The sequence below is a fragment of the Pseudomonas sp. AK181 genome (genome assembly GCF_051122975.1).
Taxonomy (GTDB): Bacteria; Pseudomonadota; Gammaproteobacteria; order Pseudomonadales; family Pseudomonadaceae; genus Aquipseudomonas; species Aquipseudomonas lactis.
Genome location: NZ_CP146348.1, coordinates 2,682,005 through 2,698,877, shown reverse-complemented (window position 1 = coordinate 2,698,877; position 16,873 = coordinate 2,682,005). Strand labels below are relative to the sequence as shown.

Annotated in this window: 11 protein-coding genes and 2 riboswitches; of the genes, 5 read left to right on the top strand and 6 right to left on the bottom strand. The window is 61.4% G+C overall.

Going from position 1 to position 16,873, the window contains the following annotated elements; genetic code table 11:
• Positions 1-65 precede the first annotated feature (65 nt).
• The 5 genes from V8689_RS12610 to V8689_RS12590 form a co-directional block, all read right to left on the bottom strand.
• On the bottom strand, positions 66-668 hold the full coding sequence (locus tag V8689_RS12610; RefSeq protein WP_056784500.1) for a vWA domain-containing protein: 603 nt from the start codon (positions 666-668) through the stop codon (positions 66-68).
• Positions 669-721: 53 nt separating this feature from the next.
• Complete coding sequence (locus tag V8689_RS12605; RefSeq protein ID WP_056784498.1) at positions 722-1,726, bottom strand: ATP-binding protein; 1,005 nt, start codon at positions 1,724-1,726, stop codon at positions 722-724.
• A gap of 145 nt (positions 1,727-1,871) precedes the next feature.
• Positions 1,872-5,633 (bottom strand): cobaltochelatase subunit CobN, encoded by a 3,762-nt coding sequence (gene cobN / locus V8689_RS12600; protein WP_434520721.1) that lies wholly within the window; start codon positions 5,631-5,633, stop codon positions 1,872-1,874.
• A gap of 2 nt (positions 5,634-5,635) precedes the next feature.
• On the bottom strand, positions 5,636-6,697 hold the full coding sequence (cobW, locus tag V8689_RS12595) for a cobalamin biosynthesis protein CobW (protein ID WP_003190738.1): 1,062 nt from the start codon (positions 6,695-6,697) through the stop codon (positions 5,636-5,638).
• Between the two features lie 93 nt (positions 6,698-6,790).
• Positions 6,791-6,990: riboswitch (cobalamin riboswitch) on the bottom strand.
• Between the two features lie 64 nt (positions 6,991-7,054).
• Positions 7,055-8,422, bottom strand: coding sequence for a M10 family metallopeptidase C-terminal domain-containing protein (locus tag V8689_RS12590; RefSeq protein ID WP_056784948.1), 1,368 nt, complete (start codon positions 8,420-8,422; stop codon positions 7,055-7,057).
• A 194-nt stretch (positions 8,423-8,616) separates the two neighbouring features.
• Positions 8,617-8,829: riboswitch (cobalamin riboswitch) on the top strand.
• Positions 8,830-8,926: 97 nt separating this feature from the next.
• On the opposite strand from V8689_RS12590, the gene V8689_RS12585 reads away from it, so the two are divergent.
• The 4 genes from V8689_RS12585 to cobM all read left to right on the top strand — a co-directional run bounded on the left by V8689_RS12585 (position 8,927) and on the right by cobM (position 11,028).
• Entirely contained in the window at positions 8,927-9,115 is a 189-nt protein-coding gene (locus tag V8689_RS12585) for a CbtB domain-containing protein (protein WP_003190735.1), read from the top strand.
• An 11-nt stretch (positions 9,116-9,126) separates the two neighbouring features.
• Positions 9,127-9,822 (top strand): CbtA family protein, encoded by a 696-nt coding sequence (locus V8689_RS12580; RefSeq protein WP_056784493.1) that lies wholly within the window; start codon positions 9,127-9,129, stop codon positions 9,820-9,822.
• Entirely contained in the window at positions 9,819-10,211 is a 393-nt protein-coding gene (locus tag V8689_RS12575; protein WP_056784489.1) for a cobalamin biosynthesis protein, read from the top strand. Before V8689_RS12580 ends, V8689_RS12575 begins: the two co-directional genes overlap by 4 nt.
• 70 nt (positions 10,212-10,281) lie before the next feature.
• Positions 10,282-11,028, top strand: a complete 747-nt coding sequence (gene cobM, locus V8689_RS12570) for a precorrin-4 C(11)-methyltransferase (protein WP_056784486.1) — start codon at positions 10,282-10,284, stop codon at positions 11,026-11,028.
• Positions 11,029-11,714: 686 nt separating this feature from the next.
• Here the strand turns inward: cobM and nfuA are convergent.
• Entirely contained in the window at positions 11,715-12,299 is a 585-nt protein-coding gene (gene nfuA / locus V8689_RS12565) for a Fe-S biogenesis protein NfuA (RefSeq protein WP_003190728.1), read from the bottom strand.
• A gap of 213 nt (positions 12,300-12,512) precedes the next feature.
• On the opposite strand from nfuA, the gene V8689_RS12560 reads away from it, so the two are divergent.
• Positions 12,513-16,871 carry an SET domain-containing protein-lysine N-methyltransferase gene (locus tag V8689_RS12560; protein ID WP_056784484.1) on the top strand — a complete coding sequence of 1,453 codons (4,359 nt, stop codon included), beginning with the start codon at positions 12,513-12,515 and terminating at the stop codon, positions 16,869-16,871.
• Positions 16,872-16,873: the final 2 nt, after the last annotated feature.

The window sequence follows — 16,873 nt, the reverse complement described above, 5'->3', positions numbered from 1 at the left end:
AGAATTGGCCGCGGCGCCGATTCCATGTGGGAGCTGGCTTGCCTGCGAAAGCGATAGCCCAAGCGCTATAGCTTGTCGATGTGCTGATACTCCAACTGCAACCCCACCGCCAATTCCTCAGCCCGCCCCAACCTGATCGGCCCGCGCTCGATATCAATCAATACGCCTGGGCACTCCAACCGCGGCAGCGCGCCCATCGCCTTGAGCCGTCCATCGGTCACCACCAGCAACTTCTGCTGCTCGGCGGGATAGCGCTTGCGCCGTGCCGCCAACCAATGCCCCGCCTCGGTCAGCGCAGCCAGCAACGGCGTCCCGCCGCCCGCGCCCAACTGCGCCAACCAATCGGCCAAGCCTTTCGCCGCCTTCAAGCCTTGCACTTGCCACTTCGGTGCCTGCCCGCTAGCCGTGAGCAACGCCATGCGCGCTCGTTGCCGATAAGCATCGTCAAACAGCTGGGCCAACAACCCCTTGGCGTCGGTCAACGCCCGATGGCGCCGCGTGGACGCCGAGGCATCGACAATCACCAGCCACAGCTCAGGGGCTGACCGGCTACGCAAATGGAACAGCAGGTCCGCACGACATTGCGGCCGACCGCCGAGCAACGTGCCCGGCCAATTGATCGCCCCGCGCTGTGCGCTGCGGGCTTGGCCCTGCCGGCCGCTGTGCAACCGCCCCGCCTGGGGCCGGGCATCCGCCCCCGCGTCAGGTCGGGGGCGGATGCCTAGGGCTTTTTTGGCCAGGTGGGTACATCGCGGCGTGCGCCCGTGGGCAAGGCGGGTGCGGGCATATCGCCCCATTGGCCTTGGCCGGTCGAGGTGTCAGAGGGGGAAGGCGACGGCCCGTCATTCGGCTGGGGCGGCGCGCCTGGCGGAGTCTGTTGTTGACGACGATGGCGCAAGGCAAATTCTGCCACCGCATCGATATCTTCCTGCTCGATAGCGGCCGCACCACGCCACGCCGCATGGGCACGGGCGCCACGCAACCAGACCAGGTCGGCGCGCAAGCCGTCGACCCCTGCGGCAAAGCAGCGCTCGGTGATGCGGGCCAGCGCCTGGTCATCCAGGGCGATGCTGTCGAGCCGTGCCCGCGCCTGGGTGCAACGTTCGCGCAAGGCGGCTTGGGCTGGCGCCCACTGTGCGCAGAACGCAGCTGGGTCGGTGTCGAAATCCAGGCGGCGACGGATAATCTGCCCACGCTCGGCGGGCAAGGTCTGCCCGCTCAACGCCACGTTGAAGCCGAAGCGGTCGAGCAACTGCGGGCGCAGCTCGCCCTCCTCCGGGTTCATGGTGCCGATCAGCACAAAGCGCGCCGCATGGCGATGGGAAATCCCGTCGCGTTCGATCAGGTTGGTGCCACTGGCCGCCACGTCCAACAGCAGGTCCACCAAGTGGTCCGCCAGCAGGTTGACTTCATCCACGTACAACACGCCGCCGTCGGCCTTGGCTAACACGCCGGGGGAGAATTGCGCGCGGCCTTCGCCCAGTGCGGCGTCCAGGTCCAAGGTGCCGACCAGGCGCTCTTCGGTCGCGCCCAGGGGCAAGGTGACAAATTGCCCGCTGGCCAGCAGGTCCGCCAGCCCACGGGCCAGGGTGGACTTGGCCATGCCCCGTGGCCCTTCGATCAGCACACCGCCGATCTTCGGGTCGATAGCGGCCAGGCACAGCGCGAGCTTCAAGTCATCAGCGCCGACCACGGCGGACAGCGGGAAATGGGGAATATCAGTCATAGTCAACTCTTAATCACGCGTTCAAACGCTCCCGCGTGGGAACGCTTCGCTGGACGCTCGGCGTCCGTTCTTGTGACGCAGAGCGTCACGGGCTGCATTCCCACGCAGAGCGTGGGAACGATCAGCGGAGCGTGGGAACGATCACTCAGCTGTCTTCTTCTATGTCCAGCAACAGGTTTTCCAAGGCTTCGCGGTACGCCCCCGGTGCCTGCCACAAGCCACGTTGCTGGGCTTCAAGCATGCGCTCGGTCATGTCGCGCAGGGCATCGGGGTTGTGCTGTTGCACAAAGGCACGGGTGTCGGGGTCCAGCAGGTAGGCATCGGCGAGCAAGGCGTATTGGTGGTCGTCAATCAGCGCGGTGGTGGCGTCGAAGGCGAACAGGTTGTCCACGGTCGCGGCCATTTCAAACGCGCCTTTATAGCCATGGCGCTTCACGCCTTCGATCCACTTGGGGTTGGCCGCACGGGAACGGATCACCCGGTTGAGCTCTTCCTTCAAGGTACGGATTTTCGGCAAGTCGGGCTGGCTGTGGTCGCCATGGTAACTGGCGGCCTTTTCGCCGCTCAGGGTTTCCACGGCGGCCAGCATACCGCCCTGGAATTGGTAGTAGTCGTTGGAGTCGAGCACGTCGTGCTCGCGATTGTCCTGGTTCTGCAACACCGCCTGCACCTGGCTCAAACGCTGGGCAAATTGCTCGCGGGCTGCGGTGCCTTCATCGGAGCCACCGTAGGCATAACCGCCCCAGTTCAGGTACACCTCGGCCAAGTCCTCGCGGCTCTGCCACAAGCGCCCGTCAATCGCGCCCTGCACGCCTGCGCCATAGGCGCCCGGCTTGGCGCCAAAGATGCGCCAGCCGGCCTGCTTGGCCGCTGCAGCTTCATCCAGGCCCGACTCAAGCAGCGCTTGGCGTTCGCTGCGCACCTTGGCGGCCAGCGGGTTCATGTCGTCGGGTTCATCCAGGGCCGCCACCGCCTGCACCGCCGCATCGAACAGGCGGATCAGGTTGGCAAACGCATCGCGGAAGAACCCGGACACGCGCAGGGTCACGTCCACACGCGGGCGGTCCAATAAGCTGATCGGCAGGATCTCGAAATCGTCCACCCGCTGACTGCCGGTGGCCCACACCGGGCGCACGCCCATCAGTGCCATGGCCTGGGCGATATCATCACCGCCGGTGCGCATGGTGGCGGTGCCCCATACCGACAGGCCGAGCTGGCGCAGGTGGTCGCCGTGGTCTTGCAGGTGGCGCTCAAGCATCAGGTTGGCCGACTGGAAGCCGATGCGCCAGGCCGTGGTGGTTGGCAGGTTGCGCACGTCCACGGTGAAGAAGTTACGCCCCGTGGGCAGCACATCCAGCCGCCCGCGACTCGGCGCGCCACTGGGCCCCGCTGGGACGAAGCGCCCACTCAAGGCGTCGAGCAAGCCGCGCATCTCCGCCGGGCCGCACGCATCCAGGCGTGGCGCGACGACAATGCGCAGGCTTTCGATCACCGACTTCACCTCGTGCCAGCCGGGCTCTTCCAACTGCTCGATGGGGCCTTCCAATGCCTGCTCGATCAAGCGCGCCGCGTACAACTCCAGACGTTCACGGGTATCCCCGGCCGTACGCCACAGCTGATCGTCAATCTTCTGCAACACCAACGGGCGCCGCCCCGTCCAGGGCTCGGCCAGTGCACAATCGAGCGGATCAAACCCCAGCTCGAATGCCTTGGCCAACACTCGCAACAGGCTCGACTGCGGGCCTCGGCCATCGCCACGGGGAATGCGCAACAGCGCCAGCAAGGTGTCGATACGCAAGCGGCCCTCGGGCGACTCGCCAAAAATATGCAGGCCGTCGCGGATCTGCGATTCCTTCAAGTCGCACAGGTAGGTATCCAGGCGCGGCAGCCACACCGCCGCGTCCGCCTCAGTGCCCAGTTCAAGCTCTTGGTCGATACGGGTTTCGCGCACCAGCTTGAGGATGTCTTTTTGCAGCTCCAGGGCACGGCGCGGGTCGAGCAATTGCGCTTCGTAATACTCGTCGGCCAGCAACTCAAGGTCACGCAGCGGGCCGTAGGTTTCGGCGCGGGTCAGCGGCGGCATCAAGTGGTCGATGATCACCGCCTGGGTGCGCCGCTTGGCCTGGGCACCCTCACCCGGGTCGTTGACGATAAATGGGTAGATATTCGGCAGCGGTCCCAGCAATGCATCCGGCCAGCAGTGCTCCGACAGGCCCACACCTTTGCCGGGCAGCCATTCCAGGTTGCCGTGCTTGCCCACATGGATCACGCCGTGGGCGCCGTAGGCATGGCGTAGCCAGAAATAGAACGCCAGGTAGCCATGGGGCGGCACCAGGTCCGGGTCGTGGTACACGGCGCTGGCATCCACCTGATAACCCCGGGCCGGCTGGATGCCGACGAAGGTCAGGCCCAGGCGCAGGCCAGCGATCATCATGCGGCCATCGCGGCACATCGGATCGTTTTGCGGCGCGCCCCAACGCTCCAGCACAGCCTGGCGATTGGAGGCCGGCAAGCGATCGAACATCGCCTGGTATTCCACAAGGCCCAGGCTTTGATGGCAGGGGCGCAGGTCGAGGCTGTCGAGGTCGTTGGTGACGCCGCCGAGCAGTTCATGGATCAGCGCGGTGCCACTGTCGGGCAACACCTCCGCCACCGGGTAGCCTTCGGTTTGCAAGGCGCGCAGGATATTCAGCGCCGCCGCCGGGGTGTCCAGGCCCACGCCGTTGCCGATGCGACCGTCGCGGGTCGGGTAGTTGGCCAGGATCAACGCAATCCGTTTCTGGGCGTTGGGCACCCGCGCCAACTCGACCCAGCGGCGTGCCAGCTCTGCGACAAAATCCATGCGTTCGGGCGCTGCGCGGTAGCACACCACGTCCGACTGGCTGCGCTCGCTGCGCCAGGCCAGGTCCTTGAAACTGATCGGCCGGCTGATGATGCGCCCGTCCAGCTCCGGCAAGGCAATGTGCATCGCCAAGTCGCGGGGCCCCAGGCCTTGCTCGCTGGCCTGCCAGCCGGGTTGGTTGTCCTGGGCGCAGATCGCCTGGATCACCGGGATATTGCGGCGAAACGGGCGCAAATGCGGGGCTTCCGGGCTGGATTGGGCAAAGCCGGTGGTGTTCAGAATCACCGCGGCTTGCACATCATCCAGCAGGTCCTCGACCACCGTGAGGCAGCCGGGCTCTTTCAAACTGGCCACCGCAATCGGCAACGGGTTCAGGCCCGCCGCTTGTAAGCGCTGGCAGAACACATCGATAAAACCGGTATTGGCCGCCTGTAAATGGGAGCGGTAGAACAGCACCGCAGCCACGGGCCAATCGGCGTGCCAATCGGCCTGCCAGTCATTGAGGCGGGCATTGGCGGTGTGCGGGTGATAGATCGCCGTGCGCGGCAGCGTTTGCGGCTCGGTCCAGGCATAGTCGCGGCCCAGGTGGGCACTGGCCAGGCAGTGATAAAAATCCAGGGCGTTGCCCAAGCCACCTTGGCGCAGGAAGTGCCACAGGCGCTCGCGATGTTCAGCCGCAACGGTGCTCAGGCCGCTGAGTTCCGGGTCTGGGCGGTCGTCACCCGGCACCAGGATCAGGGTGACGCCGCGTTCGGCCAACTCCACCAGGCGCTCGACGCCGTAGCGCCAATAGCCGATGCCGCCGTGCAATGACAGCAGGATGACCTTGGCGTGGCGCAATACCTCGTCGACGTACAGGTCGACCGAGGCATGGTTCTGCACCTGCATCGGGTTGGCCAGGCGCAGGCTGGGGTAATCCTCGGGCAATTGCTGGGCGGCTTCGGCGAGCAGTGCCAGGCTGGAATCGCCGCTGCACAGGATCACCAGTTCAGCGGGGGTCTGGCCAAGGTCGGCAATATTGTCGTCCGCGACGAAACCACCGGGTTGGGTCCTGAGCAGGTGCATGGTTAAACGCTGAGAGCAGCGCGCAATTGCGCTTCAAGGCCCACGGCGTCCAGTTCCTGGCCGATCAGCACCAGGCGCGTGGTGCGCGCTTCGTCAGCGCCCCAGGCACGGTCGAAGTGCTTGTCAAAGCGCGTCCCCACGCCCTGGATCAGCAGGCGCATCGGTTTGTTCGGGATCGCGGCGAAACCTTTCACACGCAAGATGCCGTGCTGCACCACCAATTGGGTCAGGGCGTCGAGCAGCAGCGCTTCGTCGGCTTGGGGCAAGTCGATGGAGATGGAGTCGAAGGCATCGTGATCGTGGTCGTCTTCACCTTCGTGGTGATGGTCGTGATGGCTGTGACGCCCGTCGATATGCTCCTCGGAACCGGCGCCAAGGCCGATCAGCACGTCCAGGGGCAGGCGACCGCTGCTGGCTTCGATGATCTTCACCGCGGGCGGCAGTTCTTCGGCGACTTCCAGGCGCACACGGGCCAGGTCTTCGGCGCTGATCAGGTCGCTTTTGTTGAGGATCACCAGGTCGGCGCTGGCCAACTGGTCGGCGAACAACTCGTGCAACGGCGACTCGTGGTCCAGGTTCGGGTCGAGTTTGCGCTGGGCGTCGACCTGGTCCGGGAAGGCGGCAAAGGTACCGGCGGCCACGGCCGGGCTGTCGACCACGGTGATCACCGCGTCAACGGTGCAGGCACTGCGGATTTCCGGCCACTGGAAGGCTTGCACCAACGGCTTGGGCAGGGCCAGGCCTGAGGTTTCGATAAGGATATGGTCCAGGTCACCGCGACGGGCGACCAGTTCACGCATCACCGGGAAGAACTCTTCCTGCACGGTGCAGCACAGGCAACCGTTGGCCAGCTCGTAGACGCGGCCATTGGCTTCTTCTTCGGTGCAACCGATAGAACACTGCTTGAGGATTTCACCGTCAATGCCCAGCTCGCCGAACTCGTTGACGATCACCGCAATGCGACGGCCCTGGGCGTTGTCGAGCATATGGCGCAACAGCGTGGTTTTGCCCGAGCCAAGGAAGCCGGTAACGATGGTGACGGGAAGTTTGGCCAGTGTTTTCATCGGATGCCCTTTGGGGCGGGCATACGGGACGACAGGCCCTGCGGCGGCGCGCAGCAGCGGATTTCGTCACCGGATCACCCCGCCCGGTTGAATTAAAAAATCAGTCGCGAGGCAGGTCTCCTGGCTTGGGGTGTGCAGGTCTTGCGACCAACGCTGACTGCGCCTTCCCGCCCTATCGGCAGTGGCGTGGCAGTCAACTGAACCCTTCACAGTTGCGGGGGCAGCCGCGGCTTGAACCGCGTTCCCTTCTTAGCTTCGGCCTGGGCCGAAGAACCTCGAGGGTGCAAGGCTACGCAGTGCGCGGCAGGCGGTCAATGCTCAAGCACCTGCCGGCAAGTCGGCCCAGGCAGCGGCTACCTAGGCGTAGCGCTGCCTGCCAGGAGCGGTGGTGATGATATCGGGCACATTGATCGGACCGTGAGCCGTGAGGAAGAAATCGAATCGGCCATTGCCCGTAAGATCGATCGCCAGCCTCGACAGGTTAGTCGTGCGGTTGTAATCCAGAATGGCTTCACCTGGCTTGCCCGTCAGACGCCCGACAAACGTCAGGGCATCGACCCCCGCATTGCCCAGCAGGGTCGATAGATCGACTTTGTCCACGTCGGTGACAAAATCCATAATCTGATCGGGATGCGCCGGCGTGGAGTCGCTGGCATTGTCGTAGACGAAGGTGTCAGCGCCCCCCGCGCCTCGGAGTCGATCCGCACCCGCCCCACCTTTAATAACGTTGTTTGCGTGATTACCAATGATCGAATCATGCCCGGAACCGCCGATTGCATTCTCCAGCGTGACGCCCCTGGCAATGGAAACATTCCCCACCAGGCCGCCAACATCCGAAAACGACTCTGCCCGCAAATTGATAGTCTGGTTTTGGTGATACTTGGAAAAGTCCAATGTATCGATACCGCCGCCATCCCATACACAGAACAAGGCCGTGTCGTGACGCGAGTTCAGCTGCAGATAGTCTCGTCCCGCATTGGAGTTGAAGCCATAGGTAGTATTTGAATTGCGCGTCGTGTTATTGGCACCATAAACCCGCTGCACGGCGGCGATATCATCCATCATTGGCGCCGACGGTAACTTTCCATTGAAATGTTTACCCGCTTCAGGCGCATCGAAGTAGCTCATCACGCTGTAAGCACGCGTATCCTGGGCATATAAGGCGTGATCAGGGTAATTGGGATTACCAAAATTATAGGTGCCTGGGTGTAACAGGCCCAGATTGTGCCCAATTTCATGGGTCAGGGTCATTCGCCCATGATTGTGCAGGGCCGGGTTAGTATTGGTGCCAAATCGGGGATTGATCAGCACTTTACCTTCCTGGCCCGGATATTGGCCGAAGGCGACCTCGTAGTCCGTGCTATTGGAAAACGCCAAAAGCCCCTCGGGCCGGCGACTGCCCTCTTGGAATGAAACGTTCGCGACATCCTCCCACGATTGCATCGAGCGCCTGGCCTGCTCTTTCTGGGTCGCATTGAAGGCCGTATGCCCTCTTGCGTGCTTGTTGAATGAATAGGAAATCTGCGTGATCCCGTCACGATTGACGTCAAACCAACGATGGCCGGTTCGAGTGATTTGACGCGCGGCCTGATCAACCGTGAAAGAGGGCTTGTCAACGTTGGGTGCAGAGGGGTCGTTGGGCCTAAGGGTCGCATCGGCAACCGCTGATTGCTGATCGCCGGCAAGCGGCGCATGAAAACTTTGCAGCGTATTGGAAAGTCGCATAAAACCCACCGTTAATTTCAATGTTGCGCAGGGAGATAAACCGTGTCTCCTTCTGAGTTATTGAAAAATGCGCAAGCGTTCCCAAGCACTTCATACATCGCGTGTCTGCCTATCGCGTCAGAAAGTACTTCATCGCCGTGTACTTCTTCGTAGCCGTCTTCATCCAATTGACGCTGACCTGCACACCATGCTCTCCTACACATCTTGTTTCGGGTGCCCTTCACAGGGTGAAACGGGAAACCGGTGCGTCATAGACCTATGACCAGTCCGGTGCTGCCCCCGCAACGGTAAGCGAGCGAAGCGTCATGGCCACTGTGTTTTTGCATGGGAAGGCGATGCTTTCAGGAGGACTCTTTCAAGAGCCGCCCATCGCAAGCCCGGAGACCGGCCCGAAAAATTCAGATAACAAACCCGCGGTGGGCGGGCGCTGTTCAAAACCCTGCGTGCCTGGCGCGTGGGGTTTTCATGCGCTCGTTTCGCCCAGACACCTGAAAGGGACGCGCCATGTCGATCATCAGCAGCACTTCGCACACCGCCACTAGCACCGCCACCCTCAGCCAACGCCTGACCGCCGCCATCGGTGCGTCGATCCTTGGCGCGTGCCTGGTGTATTTCGCCGGGTTCTCGCATATCGAGGCGGTGCACAACGCCGCCCACGATACCCGCCACAGCGCCGCGTTCCCGTGCCATTGAGAGCTGCCGACATGATCAAGCGTATTGCGCAAACCGCAGGGTTCACTGGGCTGTTGGCGGCCTTGCTGCTGACCCTGCTGCAAAGTTTCTGGGTGGCACCGCTGATTCTGCAGGCGGAAAGCTTTGAAAAAGCCCCGCCAGCCGCCGAGGTGGTGCATGAACACGCCGCTGGCCACACCCATGACGCCCAAGCCTGGGAGCCTGAAGATGGCTGGCAGCGTGTGCTGTCCACCACCGGCGGCAACCTGGTAGTGGCAGTAGGCTTTGCGCTGATGCTCGCCGGCCTCTACACGCTGCGCGCGCCAACCCGCACCGCTCAAGGCCTGCTCTGGGGCCTGGCCGGCTACGCGACCTTTGTACTGGCGCCCACCCTGGGCCTGCCACCGGAACTGCCCGGTACCGCGGCGGCTGACCTGACGCTGCGCCAGACCTGGTGGATAGGCACTGCTGCATCCACCGCCGCCGGCCTGGCGCTGATTGTGTTCGGCCGCAATTGGCTGTTGAAAGGCCTTGGGCTGGCGATCCTTGCCGTACCCCACTTTATCGGCGCGCCGCAACCGCAAGTGCATTCGATGCTGGCCCCGGAGGCGCTCGAAGCGCAGTTCAAGATCGCTTCGCAATTGACCAACGTGGCCTTCTGGCTGGCCCTGGGCCTGATCAGCGCCTGGTTGTTTCGCCGCAACCGCGACGACCAATACTCGGCATGATCCTGGTTGTCGGGCTTGGCTGCCAGCGCGGCTGTGAGGTTCACAGCCTGCTGGCATTGCTGGACAACGCCCTGGTCGAGGCCGGCATTGAGCGCTCACGCGTGACTGCGTTGGCAAGCATTGACCGCAAACGCGATGAGCCTGGCCTGCAGGCCCTGGCCCAGCGGTTGAACCTGCCCTTGCAGTGCTTGAGTGCCGAACAACTGGCGGGCTATGAGCATCGGCTGAGCCATCGCTCAGCCCTGGCTTTTGCCCACACCGGCTGTTACGGCGTGGCCGAAAGCGCCGCCCTGGCCCTGGCCGAGCACCTGTCCAATGGCCCCGCGCGCCTGCTGATCACCCGCCAGAAAAGCGCACAGGCCACCCTTGCATTGGCCTGCGCGGGTTAAAATCCCGATAATTGCCGCTTTCGATCATGAGCAATCTTCATGCTCGCCCGTTTTTCAACAGGACTTCTCCATGACCGTCTACTTTATCGGCGCCGGCCCCGGCGACCCGGAATTGATCACCGTCAAGGGCCAGCGGCTGATCCGCAGTTGCCCGGTGATCATCTACGCCGGCTCGCTGGTGCCCGCCGCCGTACTGGAAGGTCATCAGGCGCTCCAGGTGGTCAACAGCGCCGAACTGCACCTGGAGCAGATCATCGAGCTGATCAAGACGGCCCATGCCCAAGGCCAGGATGTGGCGCGGGTGCACTCCGGCGACCCCAGCCTGTATGGCGCGATTGGCGAACAAATCCGCCATTTGCGTGAGCTGGGCATCCCTTTCCAGATCATTCCAGGGGTCACAGCGGTCGCGGCGTGCGCGGCCTTGCTGGAGACCGAACTGACCCTGCCGGACATCGCCCAAAGCGTGATCCTGACCCGTTACGCCGATAAAACCAGCATGCCCCCGGGTGAAGACTTCGACAGCCTGGCGCGGCATGGCACCACCATGGCGATTCATCTGGGGGTCAATCACCTGGAAAAGATCGTCGCCGAACTGCTGCCGCACTATGGCGCGGACTGCCCGATTGCCGTGGTGCACAGGGCGACCTGGCCGGATCAGGAGTGGGTGATCGGTACGCTGAGTGACGTTGCCCAGAAAGTCGCGGCCAAAGGGTTTCGGCGTACGGCATTGATCGTGGTGGGCCGGGTGTTGTCCAGTGACAGTTTCAGTGAGTCGTCGCTGTACCGCGCAGGGCATGCGCACCTCTACCGACCCTGAAGAAACACATTTAACGCGGTTAGAGCCATCGCAGCCTAGTTATCTACACAACGCTGGTGCGGCGCTGAACCTGTGGCGAGGGAGCTTGCTCCCGTGACGATCCGACAGTCAGTGCATAACTCTGTAACGATCAACGGTAACCACGATGCGAAGCGAGCCGCTGTTGATCTTGATCTGCTTTTGATCTTGATCTTAGGCGCCCCGTTAAACCACGCTGGCCGAACGCAGGCTTGAATTCGTGGGTAACCCGGCAGGACGCCGGGTTAGCCGCCCCGCGCCATGGATGGCGCGTGGCGGCGGCCCACGGATTCAAGTCTGCGTTCGGGCACACCGAGCCTAAGCGAGGTGCCGAGTGGTGGGGCAAGAGCGTTTTGCTTACTTTTGCGCTTTTCAAAAGTGAGCCGCTGTCAGAGCGGAACCCTAAGTGGCCGTTACCTAAATAACGGATATGTACCCGGTCCAGCTGTGTTGACAGTCAGGCCGCCTTCGCGAGCAAGCCCGCTCCCACAGTTTGGATCGTGGGGCTTCAGGAGGATAGGTGTCGGCCGTGAGGCCGTCATCGCAGGCAAGCCAGCTCCCACACTTGATCTATTTTGTTAGATACATCTTATAACTAACTGAATTTTAAGCATAAAAAAACGGCGCTCACGGGGCGCCGTTTTTTATGTTCGCAGTGAACACCTTACTCAGTAGTAGGCGTTTTCTTTCTGCGTGTGGTCAGTCACATCTCGTACGCCCTTGAGCTCAGGAATCCGTTCCAACAGCGTGCGCTCGATGCCCTCACGCAAGGTCACGTCCGCCTGGCCACAGCCCTGGCAGCCGCCGCCGAACTTCAACACGGCGATACCGTCATCCACCACGTCGATCAGGCTCACCTGGCCGCCATGGCTGGCCAGCCCAGGGTTGATCTCGGTTTGCAGGTAGTAGTTGATGCGCTCATTGACCGGGCTGTCGGCATTGACGTTCGGCACCTTGGCGTTGGGGGCCTTGATGGTCAACTGGCCGCCCATACGGTCGGTGGCGTAGTCGACCACGGCGTCGTCAAGGAAGGCTTCGCTGAACGCGTCGATGTAGGCGGTGAAGCTCTTGAGCCCCAGGGCGGTGTCTTCAGGCTTCTCTTCGCCGGGCTTGCAGTAGGCAATGCAAGTCTCGGCGTACTGGGTGCCAGGCTGGGTGATAAAGACGCGGATGCCGATACCCGGGGTGTTCTGCTTGGACAGCAGGTCAGCCAGGTAATCGTGGGCGGCGTCGGTAATGGTTATGGCAGTCATGGAAACTCCTCACAGGCTTGCCCGCAGTTTACGCCAAATTATTACCCAGGTACAAAGTCCGAGTGTTTTTGTCGGGAAAGACCTGATCCTGCTGACCGAACCCGCTGGCGCTCCTATCGGTTTCTGCGAAAACCTATGCCTACCTATGTAGGCCACCTGCAAAATCTCGCTGAATATAGTGAATCCTCTTCGACCAAGGATTGTGAGGATTGCATGAACAACGCGTTGCAGAGTTTCTATTTCAACGGCTTGCCTGAACAGCAAGCGCACCTGGACCATCTGATTGAGTTCGTGACGGCGCACAGCTCACGCTCAGTATCCGCCGCCGAGGTGTACTACTACCCTCCCCCGCATTCCGAACTGCATCGCGAATGCAAGGAAGCCTTTCGGGTCCTGGCAAAACTGGAAGCCGATGAAGAATTTCAGCAGTTCCTACGGGACAAGCCTGAACCGGATAATTCTCTGCTAGGCCGGGACTTTCTTTACGATCTGCTCTCCACCCTACTCAGCAGCGCCCGCTCGCCGGTACCCGACCCTCCCGAAACGTTCAACATCGCCGACCGTTCGGTGATTCTGCGCCATGTGCCCACCTATTGGTACATCGACGTCGATGTGTTGCTGGATATCAACCGGCGCGTGGGTAATGGCCTTAAGAGTGATGGTTCGGTACGGCTCGATCTGGTGCTCAAGTATTACGCCATCCTCCCGTCCCATCCAAAAACCGGCGAACAGTGGAAATCGGTGCTCTATGGCTTGCAGGAACACTGCGCCCTGAAAAAACTCGGCCACGAAGGCAACCTCAGCGATCTGCAGCATTTACTGGATGCGCCTGCTGACGAAAAGATCAAGTCTGTTATCCAAGAGATCCAGACACACACCCGTAAATCACTGTTCCAATGCGTGCTGCCGCCGACCTTTTCCTCATCACAGCAGGCCATGCTCAGCACCACGCCGACGGTCTTGCTTGAGCAGATTCTCAACAGTCCGAGCAACCTCGCGCTGGCCGAGCGTATCGCCAAGGCGCTGGACTGGTACGGCAGCCAAAAGGCGCAAACCTGCCCACAACCGGTGCTGGTGAAATTGCTGTGGCGCGCACTGTGGCTGACGATCATCCCCAACCCGCACTCGACGCTGGATAACGAATTGAAGTTATTCATCACGCCTGGGGCGTCTTACAAGTCGATCCGCCAAGACCTGATCAGCCAGTATCACCACACCTTGTCGATCAGCACTGACGCGGCGCAACTGGCCATGTGCGTGGTCAAGGCCAATGTCGCCAGCGAAGTATGGGTGGCCGATATTCCCGATGACCTGCCCTACGCCGCCACCAGTACCTGGGTCAACTTCAGAAGCGGTTTTCTGCTGGCCGAAACACTTGCGCCCGGCTCATCGCGCCACATGAGCTTCGAGCAACTGCTCAACCTGACGGCGGAGCATTTTCGTGCCAGTGGCGATGACGTCAAACAACAGGCTCTCGTCGCGGCGGCCAAGCTGGGCCCTACCGTGCAATGGGCGCAGGCCAACGGTCTGATTGCCAGCCGAAAGTCGGGCCACTCCCGCGAGGAGCTCACTCAGGCCGTCACCGCGCTGGAACAGCATGAGTATGAGGTGTTCAACGCGGTTCAGAACCTTGCGCTCCATCTGCCCAGCCGTTGGCGCTCGGCGTCGGACGCGGAGTACGACAAAACCTTCCGTGAAGCCCTTGAACGCCCGAGAAACGCCTACAAGGTACTGATCCAGTCCCTGCTTGCCCATCTGGGCAGCTCGACCCTGGATGTGGACCGGGACGAAATCACGGTGTACTCATTGAGAGAGGCCCTGAACAAGGTGCCCATCGAATATGAAACCAAACGCAAAGCCGATGCCGTTCGCTACCGCACGGGGTTTATTCTGCGCATCGTCAAGGCTCGCAATCCTGTCAGCGCCCTCTACGTCGAGGTGTTCCCCCTCGCCGGCGTGATTCGTCGACGTGGCGATATCGATACCCTGCCGCTCAATGGCAAAGTGGTCGAACTGCGTGACGCCATGAGTTGGTGCAAATACAGATTGGCCACCGAAGTGCCCTTTGATCGCGAGGCCTACCGCGAGAACAAAGCGCCCAGGCCAGACAAAAAGGCCGAGATGATCGTTGAGCAAGTCGGCGAAACATTGCCTGGCATCGATTCGCACATATCGCGCCCCTCATCGTTCGCGCCCAACACGCTGCATGCGCCACGCAGTGAAGCGCTGGCGAGCATGATCGCCCGAGAGCTGTTTTTTTGCGACGAAGAAGCCCTGCTGGAAAAAACCCGCAAAGACACACGCGAAGTGGATATCGGCGCAGAGGTACTCGAAGATTTGGCGTTCTGGGGCAAGATATTTGTCCCGTTCTGGGGCGGTATCGAAGACATCGCCTCCGGCGACCCCCAGCGCATCAAATCCGGCGTCGCCAGCTTGTTCATCGACATCGTGGCTTTCGCATTGCCGGTGGGTCGGTATGTGGCCGGTTCTACCCGCCTGCTCATCCAGGCGGGCAAAACCGGGCTGCGCCTGGCGATGCCGAAACTGGCGAAACTGACAGGAAAACTGGTGATTGCCACGCTTCAGGAACTCAACCCCCTGGCCGCCCTCCCCAGCCTGCTCAGGCTAGCGCGCTCGGGCGTGCTCAAGTTGGGTCACACACTGATGCGCCAGGCGAAACGGGGCATCGCCCAACTGCGCGATGGGGCAATCGCCGCCAGGCACATGCGTTCGGTCGATCCTGACAGTTGGAAGCCGCTGCTGGCTGGCGATCGACTGTTTACTGTCGACGGTTTTGCCAATATCCCGATGCGTAACGTCGGCAGCCTCGACGCCCCCGATTATCGCCTGATCGATGCCGCCTCAAATACCGCCTTCGGGCCGCGTTTTCGAGAGCCGATCACAGTCATCAGCAACAGCAGCCCGTTGATCCGTCGATACGCGGTCGACCCCGAGTTGATCAGGGGCCTGACGCCCGACGCCCGCGGCCTCTTCTCCCGAGCGGATTACAATCAAAAGTTCATCTGCAATATCGATGACAAGGGCAAGATCGCGGTGTATCAGGTACGCGACAATTCCTACGGGTTTATACAGGAGACCGCCGCAGGCGCCGACAACAGCTTTTCGATCGTTCTGGTCAATCCAAAGACCAACCGCGACTTATCGATCACGCTGTCCTCGGTCGAGCCCGGTCACTGGTACTCAAGCCAGATCAAACTGGCAGGCGGCGCGCCAGATGCACCCAACGTAGTAACGCCATCGATACTGTTGAAATGGACCGAGGCCAGTGAAGAGGCCTTGAAAAAGACCATGGACACCTTCGTCAGCACTTACAACCTGGACCCCACTGCATTTCGCCAGTTCGTCAACAGCCGCAACACCCTGACGCGCAGAGGCCAACAGATGCTCGACCGTGTGGGAACCGCCCGTTCCAGCGTGGCCTACGAACACCTGGAGCGCTGGAGCAAGGTATCCCAACGTGAGCGCAACAGCCTCACCCTTGAAGGCTTCGCCGCCGACCACAACCTTGACCCGCTGGACTTTGCCGAGCATGTAAACCCGGACGGCAGCTACCGGGCGGCAGGCAAGGTGCTGGCCAAATATGCCAGCGGCGGCGAGTTCGATGTGCTGACGCCCGAGCACTTGAAAGCCTGGAACACGCACTACAACGCCGCCAATTCACGGGTCTCGATGCTCTCGTTTGTCGAAGCCAAAAACCTCAACCCGGTGATATGGCGCAGTTACGTCAATGACAATGGCAGCATGACCCGCGCCGGTCGGGAGATGTGGCTGTTCGGACAACGAAGCCCGCTGGACCAGCCGGTCGCCAGGAAACGGCCTGCACCGCCCCCTACCGCAGGCAGTTCAAAACGCCCGCGCCTGGAAGACAACACCCCACCCACGCGGCGCCGATCAACCTCGATCACAGGCTCTTTTGATCATAAAATCAACAACAACGCCGCAATTTTGCAAGATCCTACAGACGTGAGGCGCAGCTTGACCCTCGAGCTTGAAGGCCCGCTGCACACCATCGAGATTACCGATGCCAACCATTTCTTTGACGAGTTCACTGGCCTGCAACACGTCGAAGTCAAAGAGGCTGCAACCAAAAGTATTCGCGACTGGATCTCCAAGGAGGGCAGCCATCATCGCCGCCTTGATCGGCTATTGGAGGTCAAGAAACTGGTAAATGGCCCGGAGCGAGGCCTGTCGGTGGTGGCCAAGACCGATATAAAGCGCTTCGATGTCCTTGGGCCGTACACCGGCAAGCTGCATCGCGATCAAGCCTCGATCGATGCCGAGATACTCGAAAAAGGCGAGGCGGCCGTCGGTACGTATTTATTCCAGACCAACACCCAAGGCGCGACCATCAGCGGACACGGCAACAGCAGTACGCTGAGCCTGATCAATGCGGTCAAGGTGCCGAACCTGCCGGATGCAGGCATTGAAAATGTCGGCGCCCTGTATGTAGGCAAGTACATGGTGTTTTTAATCGCTTGGCGAGATATCCCTGCCGGGACCGAGTTGCTGATGGATTACGGGAAAGCCTACTGGAAATACATGAGGCCCTGAGG